The organism is Pseudoxanthomonas sp. 22568 (assembly GCF_052044485.1).
In the GTDB taxonomy this organism is placed as follows: Bacteria; Pseudomonadota; Gammaproteobacteria; order Xanthomonadales; family Xanthomonadaceae; genus Pseudoxanthomonas_A; species Pseudoxanthomonas_A beigongshangi.
On sequence record NZ_JBQENC010000016.1, the window covers coordinates 39331 to 56183 of the forward strand.

The following is a 16853-nucleotide window of genomic DNA, read 5'->3' on the forward strand; positions in this document are numbered from 1 at the left end:
GTTACCGATGCGGGCCGTCTCCATCGGGGAGGGGTCCACTACGCTGTGCCCAGACACGGAAAAAGCCGGCGGGGTTGGCTCTGGCGAGCGCCCGTCCGGCTTTTGTGCATTATCCGGGTTTTGGGTGAAGGGGGCTACCCCGATGGCTGAATGGGGGGCAATCCGGTCAAGGGGCCCTGCCCTCGCCGCCTTGTAGGAGCGGCGTAAGCCGCGACCGTGCTGCGAGGCCGCCCTGGGATTTTTCGGTCCCGTCCTGTTGGCGGTCGCGACTTACGTCGCTCCTACAGGAGCTGCGGGGAAGTCAGTGGCGCAGCCACCACAGCAGGGTCAGGCCAATGATCAGGACCAGGCCGCCGGCCTGGCGGATCTGGGCGTCGGGCAGGTTGAGCAGTTGCAGGGCCAGACGCTTCCACAGCCCCGGCGAGACCAGCAGGAACAGGCCTTCCAGGACGGCGACCAGGCAGAGGGCGGACCAGAGATCGGGCATTTTGAGGCCGGGAATCGGGAATGGAGAATCGGGAATCGTGGGCCGCTGACGAACGGGCCGTTTGCGGGCGACCGCCTTGTTCCCGTTTCAGGAGCTTGGCGGTTTCACCGCCCGGTCCGGGCCGGGAATGGGAAAACCGATTCTCGATTCCCCACTCCCCATTCCCGGAGCGACCGCGTCAGCGATCGCTCTTGAGGTACTGCAAAAACGGATCATCCTTGTCCAGGACGATGACGCTGTTGCCGTCGGCGAAGGACTTCTTGTACGACTCCAGGCTGCGCTGGAAGGCGAAGAACGCGGGGTCCTTGTTGGCGGCGGCGGCGTAGATGCGGGCGGCTTCGGCGTCGCCTTCGCCGCGCAGGCGCTGGGCGTCGCGTTCGGCTTCGGCCACCAGCACGGCCTGGTCGCGATCGGCCTGGGCGCTGATGGTGCGGGCCTGCTCTTCGCCTTCGGCGCGCAACTGGCTGGCGACCTGCTTGCGCTGGGCGCGCATGCGCTCGTAGACGTCGGTGATGACCTGGCTGTCGGTGGGCAGGTCGATCTGCTTCAGGCGCAGATCGGTGATGCGCATGCCCAGGGTGGCGGCGCCCTCGTTGATGGCCTTGAGCTGGGCGGTGACGATCTGGTTGCGATCGCCGGAGACCAGCTGGGTCAGGGTGCGGGCGTTGATTTCGTTGCGCAGCGAGTCGGTGATGATCGGCGCCAGGCGATCATTGACCAACTTCTCGTCGCCGCCGGTGGCGCGGTAGAACGCGCGCACGTCGGAGATGTGGCCCACGGCGAAGAAGTCGATGCTGACGTCCTTGCGCTCGGAGGTCAGGTAGCGCTCGGGCTGGGTTTCCAGCACCTGGAAGCGGCGGTCGAACACGCGCGCGGTTTCCACCAGCGGCCACTTGAAGTGCAGGCCGGGCGGGATGTCGGCGCGGGCCACGCGGCCCAGGTTGAGGACCAGGCCGGTCTGGTCCTCGCGGACCACGTACACCGAGCCCATCAGGCCCAGCACGATGGCGACCAGCAGCGCCACGATTGCGGGAAGTCTCATCGTCCACTCTCCTCACGTCCGGCCGATCGCGCGGGACGCTCGGCACTGCGCAGCGGGGTTGTCGCGCTGCTTTCCACGGCGGGCATCACCACTTCCGGCGCCGGGGCGCTGGACGATGCCGGTGCGGCACCCGTCTGCGCGGGCATCGGCAGGTAGATCAGCTGGCGGCTGTCGCCGCCGATGACCTTGCGGTTGTTCTGTTGCAGCACCTGCTGGACGGTATCCAGCCACAGGCGCTTGCGGGTCACGTCCGGCGCGTTCTTGTACTGCTCCTGGAGCAGGCTGAAGCGGTCGGCGTCACCCTGGGCGCGGGCGACGGTGGCGGCCTTGTAGCCTTCGGCCACGGTGCGGGTACGCGCCGCGGTACCACGTGCCTCGGGCACGATGCGGGCGGCGTAGGCACGCGCTTCGTTGACCAGGCGATCCTTGATCTGCTGGGCCGAGTTGACCTCGTCGAAGGCCGGCTTCACTTCTTCCGGCGGACGCGCGTCGGGCAGGTTGAGTTCGGTCACGACCAGGCCGGTCCGATAGGTATCCAGCGAGGCCTGCAGGCGCTCCTTGGCCTGGCTGCCCAGCGGGCCCCGCTCGCCGAGCACGGTGTCCAGATCCGAGCGGCCCACCTGTTCGCGCACGGCGCTCTGCGCGGCCTGCTGCAACACGTCGTCGGCGTTGCGCGAGCCGTACAGGTACAGGCGTGGATCGGCGATGCGGTACTGCACGTTGACCGACACGGTGACGATGTTCTCGTCGCGGGTCAGCACCGGCATGGTGTTGCTGAAGTTCTTGATCTCGGTGGCGTTGACCTTGGTGACGCTTTCAATCGGCCACGGCCACTTGAAGTTGGGTCCCGGCTGCATGACGCGGGAGAACTGGCCGAAGCGCAGGACCACGCCGCGCTGCTGTTCGCCGATCAGCTGGAAGCTGGAGAACAGGACCAGCAGCAGCAGCGCCACGCCGATCCAGCGCAGCGGGCCGTTGCCGTCGAAGGAACCGCGCAGGCGATCCAGCAGATCGCCCAGTCCGCCGCCACTGTTGCCGCCGCGGGGATTCCAGCCCCGTCGGTTGTCGTTGTTGCCGTTTCCGCCGCCGCTGCCAGAGCCGCCGCTTCCAGGGGTGTTCCAGGCCATGCCCACTCCGTCGTCAATGATGCGTGGGCCGAAACCGACGCGTTTCCGATTCTACAAGATAGGGCCGCCCGGCCGCCGGACAAGGGCTGAAGGGCATGGGGCGGGCGGTTTTTTGCCGGGTGGCTGGCGGATGCGGGGATGTTTTGCGGGGTGGGCGGGTTTCCGGTCGCGACTTACGTCGCTCCTACACGGGTTCCCTGCTCCCGCTTCCCTGTAGGAGCGACGTCAGTCGCGACCGAGAAGGATGGCCCGCAAGGTGCCCTGTCGGCTGGCAGAGATCACGTCGCGACTGAAGTCGCTCCCACACACGGGCTCCCTGCCGCTCCCTGTAGGAGCGATGTGAGTCGCGACCGGGAAATTGGATGCCGCAGGAAGTTCTGTCGCGCCGGTGGGGCTGCGGTCGCGACTGACGTCGCTCCTACAGTTGGCGGGTCAGAAGGTGTCTTCGACGGGTTCGGGGAGCAGGGTTTCCAGGGCGTGGCCGCCCGCTTCGGCGGCCAGCCGGCGCGCGTCGGCCAGGGCCATGTCCAGGTCCAGGTGCCAGCCGGTTTCGTCGTGGCGTTCGCCGCGCACCGCGCCGAGCGCGTGCAGACGGGAACGCAATCGCGCCGAGCGCTCACCCAGGTGCACGGTGCCGATGATCCGTTCCAGCCCGAGTTTCTGTGCCAGCGCTTCCTTCAGCACATCCAGCCCTGCGCCGTCGCGCGCGGAAATCCACACGCGCTCGTGGCCTTCGTTGGGCTGGTCGTGGCGCGGTTCGGCGCCTTCGATGCGATCGATCTTGTTGAACACGAGCAACTGCGGAATGTCGCCGGCGCCAATCGCCTGCAACACTTCATCGACCTGGGTGATGCGTTCCTCGCGCAGCGGATCCGCGGCGTCGATGACGTGCAGCAGCAGATCCGCCTCGCGCGCCTCGGACAGGGTGGAGCGGAACGCGGCGACCAGTTCGTGTGGCAGATCGCGGACGAAGCCGACGGTGTCGGCCAGCACCACGCCGCCGCCGGGCAGCTCGATGCGGCGCACGGTGGGATCGAGGGTGGCGAACAGCTGGTCGGCGGCGTAGGCCTCCGCGCCGGTCAGCGTATTGAACAGGGTGGATTTGCCGGCATTGGTGTAGCCGACCAGGGCCACGCGCGGCAGTTCGCTGCGCACGCGGGCGCGGCGCATCTGGGTGCGCTGCACTTCGACTTTTTCCAGCCGCTTCTGCAACTGCTCCACCCGCTTCTGCAGCAGGCGGCGGTCGGTTTCCAGCTGGGTTTCACCCGGGCCGCGCAGGCCGATGGAACCACCGCGCTGGCGCTCCAAGTGGGTCCAGCCGCGCACCAGCCGGGTGGCCATGTGCTTGAGCTGGGCCAGTTCCACCTGCAGCTTGCCTTCGTGGCTGCGGGCGCGCTGGGCGAAGATGTCCAGGATCAGGCCGGTGCGATCCAGCACGCGGCGTTCCAGGAATTTCTCCAGGTTGCGCTCCTGGCCGGGCGAAAGCGGATAGTTGACCAGTACCAGATCCGCGCCGGTGGCTTCGGCCGCGGCCTTGACCTCTTCCAGCTTGCCGCTGCCGATCAGGGTGGACGGATTGGGCCGATCGATGCGGGCGGTGAGCAACGCCGCGATGCTGGCGCCGGCGGAGCGGGCCAGATCGGTGAATTCCTCGGCGGCGCCATCATCCGGCGGGCCGCCGGCGTGGGGCTGGATCAGGAGGGCGTGTTCGCCTTTGCGGGAACGTTCGAACATGGAAAGCGGTTTGGACTCGATTTCAGGGAGGATCCGGTCGCGCCAAGCGCCCGGATCCCATCACATGGGGGCGGTCGCCCCGGATTTCACCCTGGAATCTCCACCGGTTCCCCGGGTGTTTACTCGGTGTCTTCTTCTTCTTCGCCCGCCGCGCCGCCCTCATTGGACTGCACGTAGCCGCCACCCGGTCCCACGCGCACGTTGCGCGCCGGCACCACGGTGGAAATGGCGTGCTTGTAGACCATCTGGCTGACGGTGTTGCGCAGCAGGACCACGAACTGGTCGAACGATTCGATGGTGCCCTGCAGCTTGATGCCGTTGACCAGGTAGACCGAAACCGGCACCCGCTCGCGGCGCAGAGCGTTCAGGAAAGGATCCTGCAAGGATTGCCCCTTGGACATTGTGGCGAACTCCCGAAGTGTTGCTTATAGGAATAATTGTGGTGTTTCCGGGTCCGCGCGCTTGTATCCCCTGGCGGCCCGGCCCCCGATGTTACACAACCGGGGCGGTTTGACCAGCTACGGGGCGCCCAGAAATTGCTGCCGGGCCCGCTCCAGGGCGGCCTGGTCGCACCCGGGGTCGAACCAGCGGGCGTCCAGTTCGCCCCGCAGCCAGGTCAATTGGCGCTTGGCGAGCTGGCGGGTGGCGTAGATGGCGCGGTCGCGGAATTCGGTGGCGGAGACGGCGCCGTCCAGGTGTTCCCAGGCCTGGCGGTAGCCCACCGCGCGTACCGCCGGCAGGTCCAGCGGCGCGGCCACGGCCTGCATTTGCGGCAGCGCGCGCAGCCGACGGACCTCGTCCAGGAAGCCCTCGGCCAGCATGGCGTCGAAGCGCTGTTCGATGCGCGCGTGCAGCAAGGCGCGATCGGCCGGTGCCAGCACCAGCTTGAGCACGCGGAACGGCAGGCGCGGCGGCCCGGGTTCGCGCTGCCACTGGCTGATCGGCTTGCCGCTGAGCCGGTAGACCTCCAGCGCACGCTGGATGCGCTGCGGGTCGGTGGCGTGGATGCGCGCGGCCGCCTCGGGATCGACCTGGGCCAGCTCGGCATGCAGGGCCGGCCAGCCGCGCTCAGCGGCTTCGGCGGCCAGCGTGGCGCGGGTGTCCGGGTCGGCTTCCGGCATCGGCGCCAGTCCTTCCAGCAGCGCACGGAAGTACAGCCCGGTGCCGCCGGCCAGAATCGGCAGCCTGCCGCGCGCGGCGATGTCGGCCAGCGCCGCGCGCGCGTCGGCGGCGAATTCGGCGGCCGAATAGGTCTGCCACGGATCCCGCACGTCGATCAGGTGATGCCGCACCCGCGCCTGCATCGCCACATCCGGCTTGGCCGCGCCAATATCCAGCCCGCGATACACCAGCGCCGAATCGATGCTGACGATTTCGCCATTGCAGTGCTCGGCCCACTCCATCGCCAGCGCCGTCTTGCCCGAGGCGGTCGGGCCCATCAGGGCAATGGCGAGGGGACGGGTGTCGGCGGGCATGGGGGTGGTTGGGGATTCGGGATTCGGGATTCGGGATTCGGGATTCGGGGAGGTTGGGCTTTTGCCTCCCCCTTTGAAAAAGGGGGATTGAGGGGGATTTGCTTTTGGCGCCAAGAGCAAGCGCATTTCAACAGCCGAATGGCTGGTCAATCCCCCGTCACCTGCTTTGCAGGTGCCCGCCCCCTTTGTAAAAGGGGGCTATACATACTTGGGGGACTGAGGCGGCCTCAATCCTCATCCGGCCAGCGAATCGCCGGCGCCGCGGCTTTGGCGCGCGGCTGCGGCACCGCGGCCACCGCATTCCACACCTTCAGCGCATCCACCGTGGCGGCCACATCATGCACGCGCACGATCGCCGCGCCACGCTGGGCGGCAATCAGGTGCGCGGCGACCGATGCGGCGACGCGCTCGCTGGCGACATCACGCCCGGTCAGTTCTCCCAGCGAGCGTTTGCGCGACAGCCCCGCCAGCACCGGCACGCCGAGTTCGACGAAGCGCTCCAACTGCGCCAGCAATGCAAGGTTGTGCCGGGTGTTCTTGCCGAAGCCGAAACCGGGATCGACGAGGATATTCTTCTTGGCGATGCCGGCCATCTCCGCGGCGAAGATGCGCTCGGCCAGGAAGCGATGGATGTCGCCGACCACGTCGTCGTAGTCCGGCGCTTCCTGCATGGTGCGCGGCTCGCCCTGCATGTGCATCAGCACCACCGGTACGCCGAGGGCGGCGGCGGCTTCGAGCGCGCCTTCGCGACGCAGGCCGTAGATGTCGTTGATCATGCCGGCCCCGGCCTGCACCGCCGCGCGCATCACTTCCGGCTTGAAGGTGTCGATGCTGATCGGCAGCGTGGTTTCCTTCGCCAGCCGCTCGATCACCGGCACCACCCGACGCAGTTCTTCTTCCACGGAAACATCCGCGGCGCCGGGACGGGTCGATTCGCCACCGATGTCGAGGATGTCCGCACCCTCCTCCGCCAGCTTCAGGCCATGGGCGACCGCCGCCTCCAGGGTGTCGTGCGCGCCACCGTCGGAAAACGAATCCGGGGTGACGTTGACGATGCCCATCACTTGCGGGCGATCGAGCTTGAGGATGCGGCCGGCACAGTCGAGTTGCGGTGTGGTGTCGAACATCAATCGGGATCCTTGGGTTTGCGGGAAGCGGCCGCGGCGGACAGCCCGCCGCCAATCGCCACGCCCAGCGCCAGCCACAGGGCCAGGTTGCCGGTGGCCACGCCGACGGCGGCGCCGATGGCGATGCCCAGCGCGATGGCCACGCCGGGGTTGGTCTTGAAGTTCTTCATGAAGGACTCCTTCGCGCGTTCGGCCGCCCGATGCGGCCCATTATCCACGCAAAACAAAAGACGGCCGAAGCCGTCTTTCGTGACCTTCCGGATGAGCGCCCGACTCAGGTCTGGGCGGCCGGACCGCCCAGCGGCGGCAGCGGGCGCGATTCCGGCTTGTCGCCGTCCTTGCCCGACTTGCCCCAGCCGGCCGGCGGCGGCGGCTCGCGGCCCTCCATGATGGCGTCGATCTGCGGCGCATCGATGGTCTCGTACTGCAGCAGCAACTGGGACATCGAATGCAGCTTGTCGAGGTTTTCGGTCAGGATGCCCTTGGTGCGCAGGTAGGCGCGATCCAGGATCGCCCGGACCACTTCGTCGATGCGGCGCGCGGTCTCGTTGGAGACATTCTTGTGCTGGGTGACCGAGCGGCCCAGGAAGACTTCATCCTCTTCCTCGCCATAGGCGATCGGGCCCATCTCGTCGCTCAGGCCCCACTTGGTGACCATGTTGCGGGCCATCTTGGTGGCGCGCTCGATGTCGTTGGAGGCACCGGTGGTGACCTTGTCGGCACCGAAGATCAGCTCCTCGGCGACGCGGCCACCGTACAGCGAACAAAGCTGCGACTCGATGGCGACACGGTTGAGGCTGTACTTGTCGCCTTCCGGCAGGTACATGGTCACGCCCAGCGCGCGGCCGCGCGGGATGATGGTGACCTTGTAGACCGGGTCGTGCTCCGGCACCAGCCGGCCGACGATGGCATGGCCGGCCTCGTGGTAGGCGGTGAGGGTCTTCTCGTCCTCGCTCATGGCCAGCGAGCGGCGCTCGGTGCCCATCAGGATCTTGTCGCGCGCGCGGTCGAAGTGATCCATGCGCACTTCCTTGGCGTTCTCGCGGGCGGCGAACAACGCGGCCTCGTTGGCCAGGTTGGCCAGGTCGGCGCCGCTGAAGCCGGGGGTGCCGCGGGCGATCACCATCGGTTCGACGTCATCGGCCAGCGGCAGCTTGCGCATGTGCACACGCAGGATCTGCTCGCGGCCCTTCACGTCGGGCAGGCCGACCACCACCTGGCGGTCGAAGCGGCCCGGGCGCAGCAGCGCCGGGTCCAGCACGTCCGGACGGTTGGTGGCGGCGATGACGATCACGCCCTCGCCTCCTTCGAAGCCATCCATTTCGACCAGCAGCTGGTTCAGGGTCTGCTCGCGCTCGTCATGACCGCCGCCGAGGCCGGCACCGCGATGGCGGCCGACCGCGTCGATTTCGTCGATGAAGATGATGCACGGCGCGTGCTTCTTGGCCTGCTCGAACATGTCGCGCACGCGGCTGGCGCCGACGCCGACGAACATTTCGACGAAGTCGGAACCGGAAATGCTGAAGAACGGCACGCGGGCTTCGCCGGCGATGGCCTTGGCCAGCAGGGTTTTGCCGGTGCCGGGCGGGCCAACCATCAGCACGCCGCGCGGAATCTTGCCGCCCAGCTTCTGGAACTTGCCCGGATCACGCAGGAACTCGACCAGTTCGCCGACTTCCTCCTTGGCCTCGTCGCAGCCGGCGACGTCGGCGAAGGTGATCTTCACCTGGTCCTCGCCCTGCAGCTTGGCGCGCGACTTGCCGAAGCTCATGGCGCCCTTGGCGCCACCGCCGCCCTGCATCTGCCGCATCATGAAAATCCAGAAGCCGATGATCAGCAGGACCGGCAGGAAGTTCAGCAGGATCACGCCCAGGCTGATGCCCGATTCCGGCGCGTCGCGGGTGATGGTGACGTTCTTGCGGACCAACTGGTTGACCAGTTCATCGTCGGCCGGGCCGTAGACCGTGCCAGTCTGGCCGTCGGCGCGCTTGTACTCGATGGCATTGGTGGTCAGGTTGCCGTCCTTGGTGAAGCGCACCGAGGACACGCGGCCATTGTCGACCTCGCGCAAGAACTCGGAGTAGGTGACTTCGCCACCACCGGCACCCCCGCCCATCTTCGGCGAAAAGCTCTGGAACACCACCATCAAGACGACGGCGACGACTACCCACAGCAGCAGATTCTTGGTCAAGTCGTTCATCCTCATCGGCCCCGCCGTTCCTCTTTCACGATATCCACGTTAAGCCACCTTACTTCATCCGGGCACGTTTGCCCTGCCCCAGCGCATAGACCTCCGGCGACCGCTTGCGCGAGGCGTCCGGCTTGCGGATGACCACCTTGTCGTACCGGCGCCTCAGTTCCTTGACGTAGTCGTCGAAACCGGTGCCCTGGAACAACTTGATCAGGAACGCACCACCGGGCTTGAGGTGGCCATCGGCGAATTCCATCGCCAGTTCGGCCAGATACATCGCCCGCGGCTGGTCCACCGCATCCACACCACTCTTATTGGGGGCCATATCGGACAGCACAAGGTCCACCGGCTGCCCGTCCAGCATGGACTCCAGCTGGGATAACACGGCCTGTTCCCTGAAGTCTCCATGAAGGAATTCGACGCCGGCCAGCGGCGGCATGTCCAGGATGTCCATCGCCACCACCCGGCCGTTGTCGCCCATGGCCTGGCGGACGAACTGGGACCAGCCGCCCGGGGCGGCCCCCAGGTCGACCACCACCATGCCCGGCTTGAGCAGGCGATCGCGTTCCAGCAGTTCTTCCAGCTTGTAGGCGGCGCGCGAGCGCATGCCCTCGGCCTGCGCCTTCTTCACGTAGGGGTCGGAAAAGTGCTCGCGGAGCCAGCGTTGGCTGCTTTTGCTGCGTGTGGCCATGAGGGCGTCAATCTCCGCCGGCCTTGCGACAGCGGGCGGAACGGCGGCGGGAAAGGCCGCCATGATACCCTGAACACCCTTTCCCACCCTGATTTGTGCATGCCCGTCGTTCTGACCTCCGCCCAGACCCGTTTCCTGCGTGGCCAGGCCCATGACCTGAAAGCGCTGCTGCAGATTGGCGGCAAGGGAGTCACCCCGGCGTTCATCGCCGAACTGGACGGCGTGCTGGAACATCACGAGCTGATCAAGGTGAAGGTGGCGGGCGAGGACCGCGAGGCCCGCGACGCGATGATCGCCGAGCTGGCCGAGCAGACCGGCGCGGCGCTGGTCCAGCGCATCGGCCACACCGCCGTGCTGTACCGCCCCAGCAAGGAACGCCGCCAGATTGTCCTGCCGCGGGCCTGACGGCCTGCCCGGCTCCGAGTCGCCTCCCATGCAACTGAGCCACGAACTCCCCGACTACGCCTACACCCTGCGCGCGGCCGACGGCCGCAGCGCCAAGGTCAACGATCGCGTGCTGACCGCCAGCTTCGTGCTGTCGCCGTCGGAGCTGCGCGAGGACTGGGGCCCGCGCGACGTCGCCTCGCTGACGCCCGAGGACCTCACCCCCCTGCTGGCGTTGCAGCCGGAGGTCATCCTGCTGGGGACCGGTGACCGCCAGATCTTCCCGCCGGCCGCGGTCATGGCCGCCGGCCTGACCCGCGGCGTGGGCATCGAGGTGATGACCAATGCCGCCGCCGCCCGCACCTTCAACGTGCTGGCCAGCGAGTCGCGCCGGGTGGTGGCCGGGTTCCTGCTGGACGCCCCGGCCGCGTGAACCGGCGGCGGGCGCTGATCGCGCTGCTGTCGCTGCTCCTGCTGGCCGCCTGCCAGCGCGCCCTGTTCCCGCCGGAAACCGTCGAACAGCGCTTCGCCCGCTGGCACCGCGACCACGCCGCCGAGGCTGGCGCCTATCAAGACTGGCTGGCGTCACAAGGCGTGGCCGAGGTCATGCCGTTGTCGTCGCTGCTGCGGACCTCGCGGCGTTGGCAACGGTGCGAGGCCGCCGAGTTCGCCGTGCCGCCCCAGGCCGAATGGGCCGGGATCCTGCCGACCCTGCGGTTGCTGCGGCAACTCCAGACGGAAGGGCTGGTGGATGGCCGGCGCATCCGCTCCGGCTGGCGCGACGCGCACACCAATGCCTGTTCCGGCGGCAGCACGCGCAGCCAGCATCTGCGCAACCGCGCGCTCGATCTGGATCTGGATCCTGCGGTGCCACCCGAACGTCTGTGCGGTTACTGGCGGCGGCATGGACCTGCCTTGCGGATGGGCCTGGGTTTCTACTCCACCGGACACATCCACATCGATACGGCGGGCTTCCGCACCTGGGGCAACGATCACACCCGGCGCACGTCGCTGTGCATGCAATCACCACATTCCCTGTAGGAGCGACGTAAGTCGCGACCCGATAGGCTTCCGCTCAAAAGGCATCGCGACTGACGTCGCTCCCACAGGAGGGGTCGTTGCGCCGTGACGTTTGACCCAATATGCAGTGGCGGGCGTGATGTGAGTCGCTGGCCTGCGGCGTGCCGATGATTTCCGGTCGCGACTTACGTCGCTCCTACAGATTGGCTGCGCACGGTTCNTGTAGGAGCGACGTAAGTCGCGACCCGATGGGTTTCCGCGCAAGGCATCGCGACTGACGTCGCTCCCACAGGATGGGTCATGGCGCTGAGGAGTGCCTGGCTTGGACACAAAATACGGTTTCAGGCCCGCGGGCGCCGATGGTTTCCGGTCGCGACTTACGTCGCTCCTACCGAGGAGGAGCGAGCGTCGCGACGGGTATTTCGCCCGCAGGAAGGAAAGCTCAGCGCTTGGGCAGGTACAGCTGCGGATCCACCGGCTTGCCGTTGTAGCGGATCTCGAAATGGAGCATCTCGCGGGCGGCACCGGAGCTGCCCATTTCCGCAATCTGCTGCCCGGCCTTCACGTTCTGGCCTTCGTTGACCAGGCGCTTGCGGTTGTGACCATAGGCCGACAGCCAGGCTTCGCTGTGCTTGACGATGATCAGTTCGCCGTAGCCGACCAGGCCGGCGCCGGAATACACCACCACGCCGTCGGCGGCGGCGCGCACCGCCTGGCCGCCGGAGCCGGCGATGTCGATGCCCTGCTTGGTGGCGTCGCCGGCGATGAAGCGTCCGATCACGTGGCCGTCCGCGGGCCAGCGCCAGTTGAAACCGCTGCTGACCGGTGCGGCCTGCGGCGGCGACGGTTTGGGCGCGGTGGTGGCCGGCGGCGTCGTGGGACGCGGCGCGGTACCCGTCGTGGCGGCGCCGGTGCTGGCCGGCGGGCGGCTGCCGGAGGATGGATACAGGCGCAGGGTCTGGCCGGGATAAATCGTGTAAGGCGAGCCGATGCCGTTCCAGGCGGCCAAATCACGGAAGTCGATGCCGTTGCGGAAGGCCAGGCCGTACAGGGTGTCGCCGCGCTGCACGCGCACGGTCTGCCCATACTTGGGCTGCGACACGATCCTGCCACCGCCCGAGGAACCGGTCTGCCGGACCACCGTGCTGTGGCAGGCCGCCAGGCCGGCCATCACCGCGATGCTCAGAACAAGGGCACGTGTGGCTTTCGTCATCCGTTCACTCACCTTCTGCGGATACCAGGAATCAGGTGGAGGCGCGCCAGACCAGCCAGCCGACCAGCGCCACCACCAGTGCGGTGGCAATCCAGCCCACCGGTTCGATCCAGCGGCGCAGCGCCGCCTCGGCACGCGCCCCGCCCAACCGGATCGCGATGCCCAGCAGGTACACCCGCTTGCCGCGTCCGATCAGCATGCTGAGCACGTATTGCAGCATAGGCACGCCCACGATACCCGACGCCCACGTGAACACCTTCATCGGGATGGGCATGAAGCCACCGAGTACCAGGAAGGTGAAGACCGCCCACGGCGATTCGGCCATCTTGGCCTTCACCAGGCCGATACCCGCCTCGATGCTGTCGAGCATGCCCAACGCGGCGAACAGCGGCTTGAGCGCCTCGAAGGCGTAGTGGCCCAGCGCGTAACCGACCAGCGCGCCGGCCATGGAGCCGGCCAGGCTGAGGGTGGCGAACCACAGCGAGCGCTTCGGATTGGCCACGCACATCGGGGCCAGCATCACCTCCGGCATCACCGGGAAGATGATCGCCTCGATGAAGCTCAATCCGGTCAGCAGCGCGGGCGCGCGCGGATGCCGGGCCCACTGGATCGCGCGCTCGTACAGCGGTTTGAAGATCTGCATCCGCGATCAGTCCAGGGTGCCGGACAACAGGGGAACGAACACGACCGGCGCCAGGGTTTCCTCCTGCACGCTGCCGTCCTCGCGCTTGGTCAGCTTGACCAGCGATTGCGAACCGGAGCCGCCAACCGGGGCGATCAGATGACCGCCCACCGCCAGCTGTTCGATCAGCGCGTTGACCAGCGCCGGCGCGGCGGCGGTGACCAGGATGCCGTCGTAGGGCGCATGCTCCGGCCAGCCAATGCGGCCGTCGTCATGCTTGCTGCGCACGTTCATGCCGAGCTGGCGCAGGCGTTTGCGCGCCTGGCGCAGCAGGTCGCCGATGCGTTCGACGGTATAGACCTCCAGTCCCAGCGCGGCCAGCACCGCGGCCTGGTAGCCGGAACCGGTGCCGATTTCCAGCACCTTCTTCGGCGCGCCCTGCAGCAGCGCCTCGGTCATGCGTGCCACCACCCACGGCTGCGAGATAGTCTGGCTGTGGCCGATCGGCAGCGCGGTGTCCTCGTAGGCGCGCGTGGCCAGCGCCTCGTCGACGAACAGATGGCGCGGCACCAGCCGGATGGCGTTGAGCACGGTCTCGTCGCGGATGCCGGACTCGCGCAGGCGCTCGACCAGGCGATCGCGCACGCGCTGCGAGGTCATGCCCATGCCCACGGCTTCCGGTTGCAGGCGCAGCCGCGGGGTCACGCCGGGTTCTCCAGCGAGGAGGTCAGGCCATCGACCCAGCCGGCGACCTTTTCCAGCGCCTGGTAGCGGGTCAGATCGACGTGGATCGGGGTGATGGAGATGTTGCCCATGCGCACGGCATGGAAGTCGGTGCCCGGGCCGGCATCCTGTTCCGGACCGGCCGGCCCGATCCAGTACACGGTGTTGCCGCGCGGATCCTGCTGGGTCACGCAGGGTTCGGAGCGATGGCGGTTGCCGAGCCGGGTGACCTCGAAGCCACGCACTTCGCTCCACGCGCGATCCGGCACGTTGACGTTGAGGATGGTGTCGGCGGGCAGCGGATCGGCCTTCAACCGGGCAACGATTTCCACCGCGGCGCGCGCGGCGGTTTCGAAATGGCGCGGCTCGTGATTGCGCGAGACCAGCGACATCGCCACCGCCGGCAGGCCGAGGAAGCGCCCTTCCATCGCCGCCGACACGGTGCCGGAATAGATCACGTCGTCGCCGAGGTTGGCGGAATTGTTGATGCCGGACACCACGATGTCCGGTTCGAACTCCAGCATGCCGGTCAGCGCCAGGTGCACGCAGTCGGTCGGCGTGCCGGCGACGCTGCAGGTGTAGTGGTCGATCCGCTTGAGCCGGATCGGCAGATCCAGGGTGAGCGAGTTGCTGGCGCCGGAACGATCGCGATCCGGCGCGATGACGAACACTTCATGGCCGGCCTCGCGCAACCCCTCCGCCAGAATGCGGATGCCGGGGGCGTCGACGCCGTCATCGTTGCTGACAAGTACGCGCATGTGCTTCCTCGGGGGACGGCCCATGATACCGGAAGCGGATGACCGCTTCCCGCGCTTGCGTCACGCGCCCGCCGCGCTACGCTGTGGGCCATGTCCGATCCCCCCGAAGACGACGACGCCGCCTTGTTCCGCCAGGCCATCGGCGAGGTGAAGCCGATGGCGGACGCCGCGCCGCCTCCGCGGCCGCCGAAGCCGCGCCCCGCCGCGCGCATGGCCGAACGCGACGAGGTGGACGCGCGCAGCGAGTTCCAGCGCGGGCTGGACGATCTGGCGCTGCTGGAGGCCGGCGACGTACTCAGTTTCCGCCGCGACAAGGTGCCGCCGCGGGTGTTCCAGCGCCTGCGCAAGGGCCAGTTCTCGGCCCAGGACGAACTGGATCTGCACGGCGCCACCGCCGCCGAGGCTGAACGCCTGCTGCGCCAGTTCATGCAGGAGGCCCATGCACACGAGCATGGTTGCGTGCGCATCATCCACGGCAAGGGCCGTCGCAACGAGCGCGAGATTCCGGTGCTGAAGAACCTGGTGGATCGGCTGTTGCGCCAGCGTGGCGACGTGCTGGCGTTCCATTCCGCGCCCGCCTCGCAGGGCGGGACCGGCGCGGTGCTGGTGCTGCTGGCGCGGCGCTGACCGGCCGGCGCGATACTGCACGCCCATCGAATCGACGCATGCGGCAACCACCGGCCCCGCTCCGCCATGCCCTCGCGAATGAAGCGCGGCCGCCCGCTCAGGATGCCTGCGCCTCGCGATCCGCTTCCACGACTTCGCCCAGCTCATGCAGCAGCGCGGTGGCGTAGCTGCCCGGCGGCAGCGCGAAGCCCAGCGACAGCACGTCGTCGGCGAGCCATTCCCAGGCCATCGCCTGCGGGCGCAGGCGCAGCGCGCGGCGTTCCTGGCGCAGCTCCGCCTGCTCGAGTCCGCCGCGCAAGCGATGGGCGGTATCGTCGGCCAGCGCGGCCAGTTCCAGTTCACGGCATTCCCCGGTGCTGCGCAGTTCCCCGGCGCCCCATAGCGGGCCGCTGGGGTGGATGTCGAATGCGGCCAGGCGCTGCGCCAGGGTGTCGTTCCACGGCTCCGGGCCGAATACGCTGCGACTGCCGTCCAGCATCCACACTTCGCCGTCCATGCCCTGGTTCCAGTTGCCTGCGGTGATGCGGGCCGTCAACACCCGGTTGAACAGCTCTGAACGCGCGGCCGACAGCAGCATCGAGCGCTGATCGCGGCGCACGCGGCGGCCACCGAACATCGCCAGCGCCGCGGCGATGTTGCCGCCGTCGCGGCCGAACCGTTGTTCGCCGAACCAGTTGGGCAGACCCTGCGCGGCGATGTCCGCCAGACGCTGTTCGATCTCCGCGCGATCCCCGCGCACATCGCGCAATACCAGCACGAAACGGTTGCCTGCCAGCGCGCCGCGCGGCAGCTTGCGGTTATGCCAGGTCGATTCCAGCACCTGCAGGTCGTCCGCGTTGAGGGCGGCGATGTCAGGGGCATTGCGCCTGGGCAGGTGCACGCTGAAGCGCTGGCGGGTCACCGCGTGGCGATCCTTCAGGCCCGCATAGCCAATCGCCATCTCCTGCAGTCCGGCCCAGGCGGCGATGCGCTTGGCCGCGAAGGCGGTATTCATGCCACGCTTCTGCACGGTCAGCAGCAAGTGCTCGCCCTCGCCGGTGGGTTCGAACCCGGCCAGTTCCTCGACGAAGAAATCCTCCGGCGTGGCGCGGAAACGCGCCGCCAGCACCGATGCGCCGAAGGCGCGCGGCAGATCCGAGCTCACGCACGCACCAGCAGCACCACCGCCTGCGCGGCGATGCCTTCGCCACGGCCGGTGAAGCCGAGCTTCTCGGTGGTGGTCGCCTTGATGGCGATGGCGTCGATGTCGGTTTCCAGGTCCTGGGCGATGGCGGCGCGCATCGCGTCGGCGTGCGGGCCGACCTTGGGCCGTTCGCCGATCACGGTGACGTCGGCGTTGCCGACGCGCCATCCGCGCTCGCCGATCAGGGCATTGCAGTGGCGCAGGAAATGGCGGCTGTCCGCGCCTTTCCAGCGCGGATCCGAAGGCGGGAAATGCTTGCCGATGTCGCCCAGCGCGAGCGCGCCGAGAATGGCGTCGCACAGCGCGTGCAGGACCACGTCGCCGTCGCTGTGCGCCAACACGCCGCGATCGTGCGGCACGCGCACGCCACCCAGCATCAGATGGTCGCCGTCGCCGAAGGCGTGGACGTCGAATCCCTGGCCGATGCGGATGGAAGGAAGGTCGTGCAT

General features: G+C 68.0%; 20 protein-coding genes. 4 read left to right on the forward strand and 16 right to left on the reverse strand.

From position 1 onward, the window contains the following. Positions 1-301 precede the first annotated feature (301 nt). From ACTJI2_RS17350 to rlmE, 10 genes are all read right to left on the reverse strand, one after another. Positions 302-487 (reverse strand): DUF2065 domain-containing protein, encoded by a 186-nt coding sequence (locus tag ACTJI2_RS17350; RefSeq protein WP_183638220.1) that lies wholly within the window; start codon positions 485-487, stop codon positions 302-304. A 178-nt stretch (positions 488-665) separates the two neighbouring features. Beyond that, complete coding sequence (gene hflC / locus ACTJI2_RS17355) at positions 666-1529, reverse strand: protease modulator HflC (RefSeq protein WP_141456081.1); 864 nt, start codon at positions 1527-1529, stop codon at positions 666-668. Next, on the reverse strand, positions 1526-2656 hold the full coding sequence (hflK, locus tag ACTJI2_RS17360) for an FtsH protease activity modulator HflK (protein WP_183638227.1): 1131 nt from the start codon (positions 2654-2656) through the stop codon (positions 1526-1528). The genes hflC and hflK overlap by 4 nt, the downstream gene beginning before the upstream one ends. A gap of 432 nt (positions 2657-3088) precedes the next feature. Further along, positions 3089-4390, reverse strand: a complete 1302-nt coding sequence (gene hflX / locus ACTJI2_RS17365) for a ribosome rescue GTPase HflX (RefSeq protein WP_141456079.1) — start codon at positions 4388-4390, stop codon at positions 3089-3091. Positions 4391-4509: 119 nt separating this feature from the next. Next, complete coding sequence (hfq, locus tag ACTJI2_RS17370; protein WP_141456078.1) at positions 4510-4791, reverse strand: RNA chaperone Hfq; 282 nt, start codon at positions 4789-4791, stop codon at positions 4510-4512. Positions 4792-4908: 117 nt separating this feature from the next. Continuing rightward, positions 4909-5865, reverse strand: a complete 957-nt coding sequence (miaA, locus tag ACTJI2_RS17375) for a tRNA (adenosine(37)-N6)-dimethylallyltransferase MiaA (protein ID WP_440842862.1) — start codon at positions 5863-5865, stop codon at positions 4909-4911. A gap of 227 nt (positions 5866-6092) precedes the next feature. Further along, positions 6093-6992, reverse strand: a complete 900-nt coding sequence (gene folP, locus ACTJI2_RS17380) for a dihydropteroate synthase (RefSeq protein WP_440842863.1) — start codon at positions 6990-6992, stop codon at positions 6093-6095. Then, positions 6992-7162, reverse strand: a complete 171-nt coding sequence (locus tag ACTJI2_RS17385) for a hypothetical protein (RefSeq protein ID WP_181444283.1) — start codon at positions 7160-7162, stop codon at positions 6992-6994. Before ACTJI2_RS17385 ends, folP begins: the two co-directional genes overlap by 1 nt. 104 nt (positions 7163-7266) lie before the next feature. Continuing rightward, entirely contained in the window at positions 7267-9192 is a 1926-nt protein-coding gene (gene ftsH, locus ACTJI2_RS17390; protein WP_440842883.1) for an ATP-dependent zinc metalloprotease FtsH, read from the reverse strand. A gap of 49 nt (positions 9193-9241) precedes the next feature. Continuing rightward, entirely contained in the window at positions 9242-9874 is a 633-nt protein-coding gene (gene rlmE / locus ACTJI2_RS17395) for a 23S rRNA (uridine(2552)-2'-O)-methyltransferase RlmE (protein WP_440842864.1), read from the reverse strand. Positions 9875-9973: 99 nt separating this feature from the next. Between rlmE and yhbY the strand changes: the two genes are divergently transcribed. The 3 genes from yhbY to ACTJI2_RS17410 are packed head-to-tail and all read left to right on the forward strand — an operon-like array spanning position 9974 to position 11299. Then, entirely contained in the window at positions 9974-10279 is a 306-nt protein-coding gene (gene yhbY / locus ACTJI2_RS17400; protein ID WP_183638258.1) for a ribosome assembly RNA-binding protein YhbY, read from the forward strand. A 28-nt stretch (positions 10280-10307) separates the two neighbouring features. Next, positions 10308-10691 carry an Mth938-like domain-containing protein gene (locus tag ACTJI2_RS17405; protein ID WP_192199332.1) on the forward strand — a complete coding sequence of 128 codons (384 nt, stop codon included), beginning with the start codon at positions 10308-10310 and terminating at the stop codon, positions 10689-10691. Further along, complete coding sequence (locus tag ACTJI2_RS17410) at positions 10688-11299, forward strand: D-Ala-D-Ala carboxypeptidase family metallohydrolase (protein WP_440842865.1); 612 nt, start codon at positions 10688-10690, stop codon at positions 11297-11299. Before ACTJI2_RS17405 ends, ACTJI2_RS17410 begins: the two co-directional genes overlap by 4 nt. Before the next feature lie 421 nt (positions 11300-11720). On the opposite strand, the gene ACTJI2_RS17415 is transcribed toward ACTJI2_RS17410, so the two are convergent. The 4 genes from ACTJI2_RS17415 to surE are packed head-to-tail and all read right to left on the reverse strand — an operon-like array spanning position 11721 to position 14594. Further along, a complete protein-coding gene (locus ACTJI2_RS17415) occupies positions 11721-12503 on the reverse strand; it encodes a peptidoglycan DD-metalloendopeptidase family protein (RefSeq protein WP_440842866.1) in 783 nt (260 codons plus the stop codon). Between the two features lie 19 nt (positions 12504-12522). After that, positions 12523-13134: a YqaA family protein gene (locus ACTJI2_RS17420; RefSeq protein ID WP_192199330.1), complete on the reverse strand. Its 612-nt coding sequence runs from the start codon at positions 13132-13134 to the stop codon at positions 12523-12525. A gap of 6 nt (positions 13135-13140) precedes the next feature. Continuing rightward, positions 13141-13818, reverse strand: coding sequence for a protein-L-isoaspartate(D-aspartate) O-methyltransferase (locus ACTJI2_RS17425; protein ID WP_440842867.1), 678 nt, complete (start codon positions 13816-13818; stop codon positions 13141-13143). Next, entirely contained in the window at positions 13815-14594 is a 780-nt protein-coding gene (gene surE / locus ACTJI2_RS17430; RefSeq protein WP_141456067.1) for a 5'/3'-nucleotidase SurE, read from the reverse strand. Before surE ends, ACTJI2_RS17425 begins: the two co-directional genes overlap by 4 nt. A 90-nt stretch (positions 14595-14684) precedes the next feature. Here surE and ACTJI2_RS17435 point away from each other — a divergent pair, with 90 nt between their 5' ends. Beyond that, positions 14685-15221, forward strand: a complete 537-nt coding sequence (locus ACTJI2_RS17435; protein WP_440842868.1) for a Smr/MutS family protein — start codon at positions 14685-14687, stop codon at positions 15219-15221. 97 nt (positions 15222-15318) lie between these two features. Here ACTJI2_RS17435 and truD read toward each other — a convergent pair whose 3' ends face one another. Beyond that, positions 15319-16365, reverse strand: a complete 1047-nt coding sequence (gene truD / locus ACTJI2_RS17440) for a tRNA pseudouridine(13) synthase TruD (RefSeq protein WP_440842869.1) — start codon at positions 16363-16365, stop codon at positions 15319-15321. Beyond that, on the reverse strand, positions 16362-16853 hold the full coding sequence (gene ispF / locus ACTJI2_RS17445) for a 2-C-methyl-D-erythritol 2,4-cyclodiphosphate synthase (RefSeq protein ID WP_183638283.1): 492 nt from the start codon (positions 16851-16853) through the stop codon (positions 16362-16364). Before ispF ends, truD begins: the two co-directional genes overlap by 4 nt.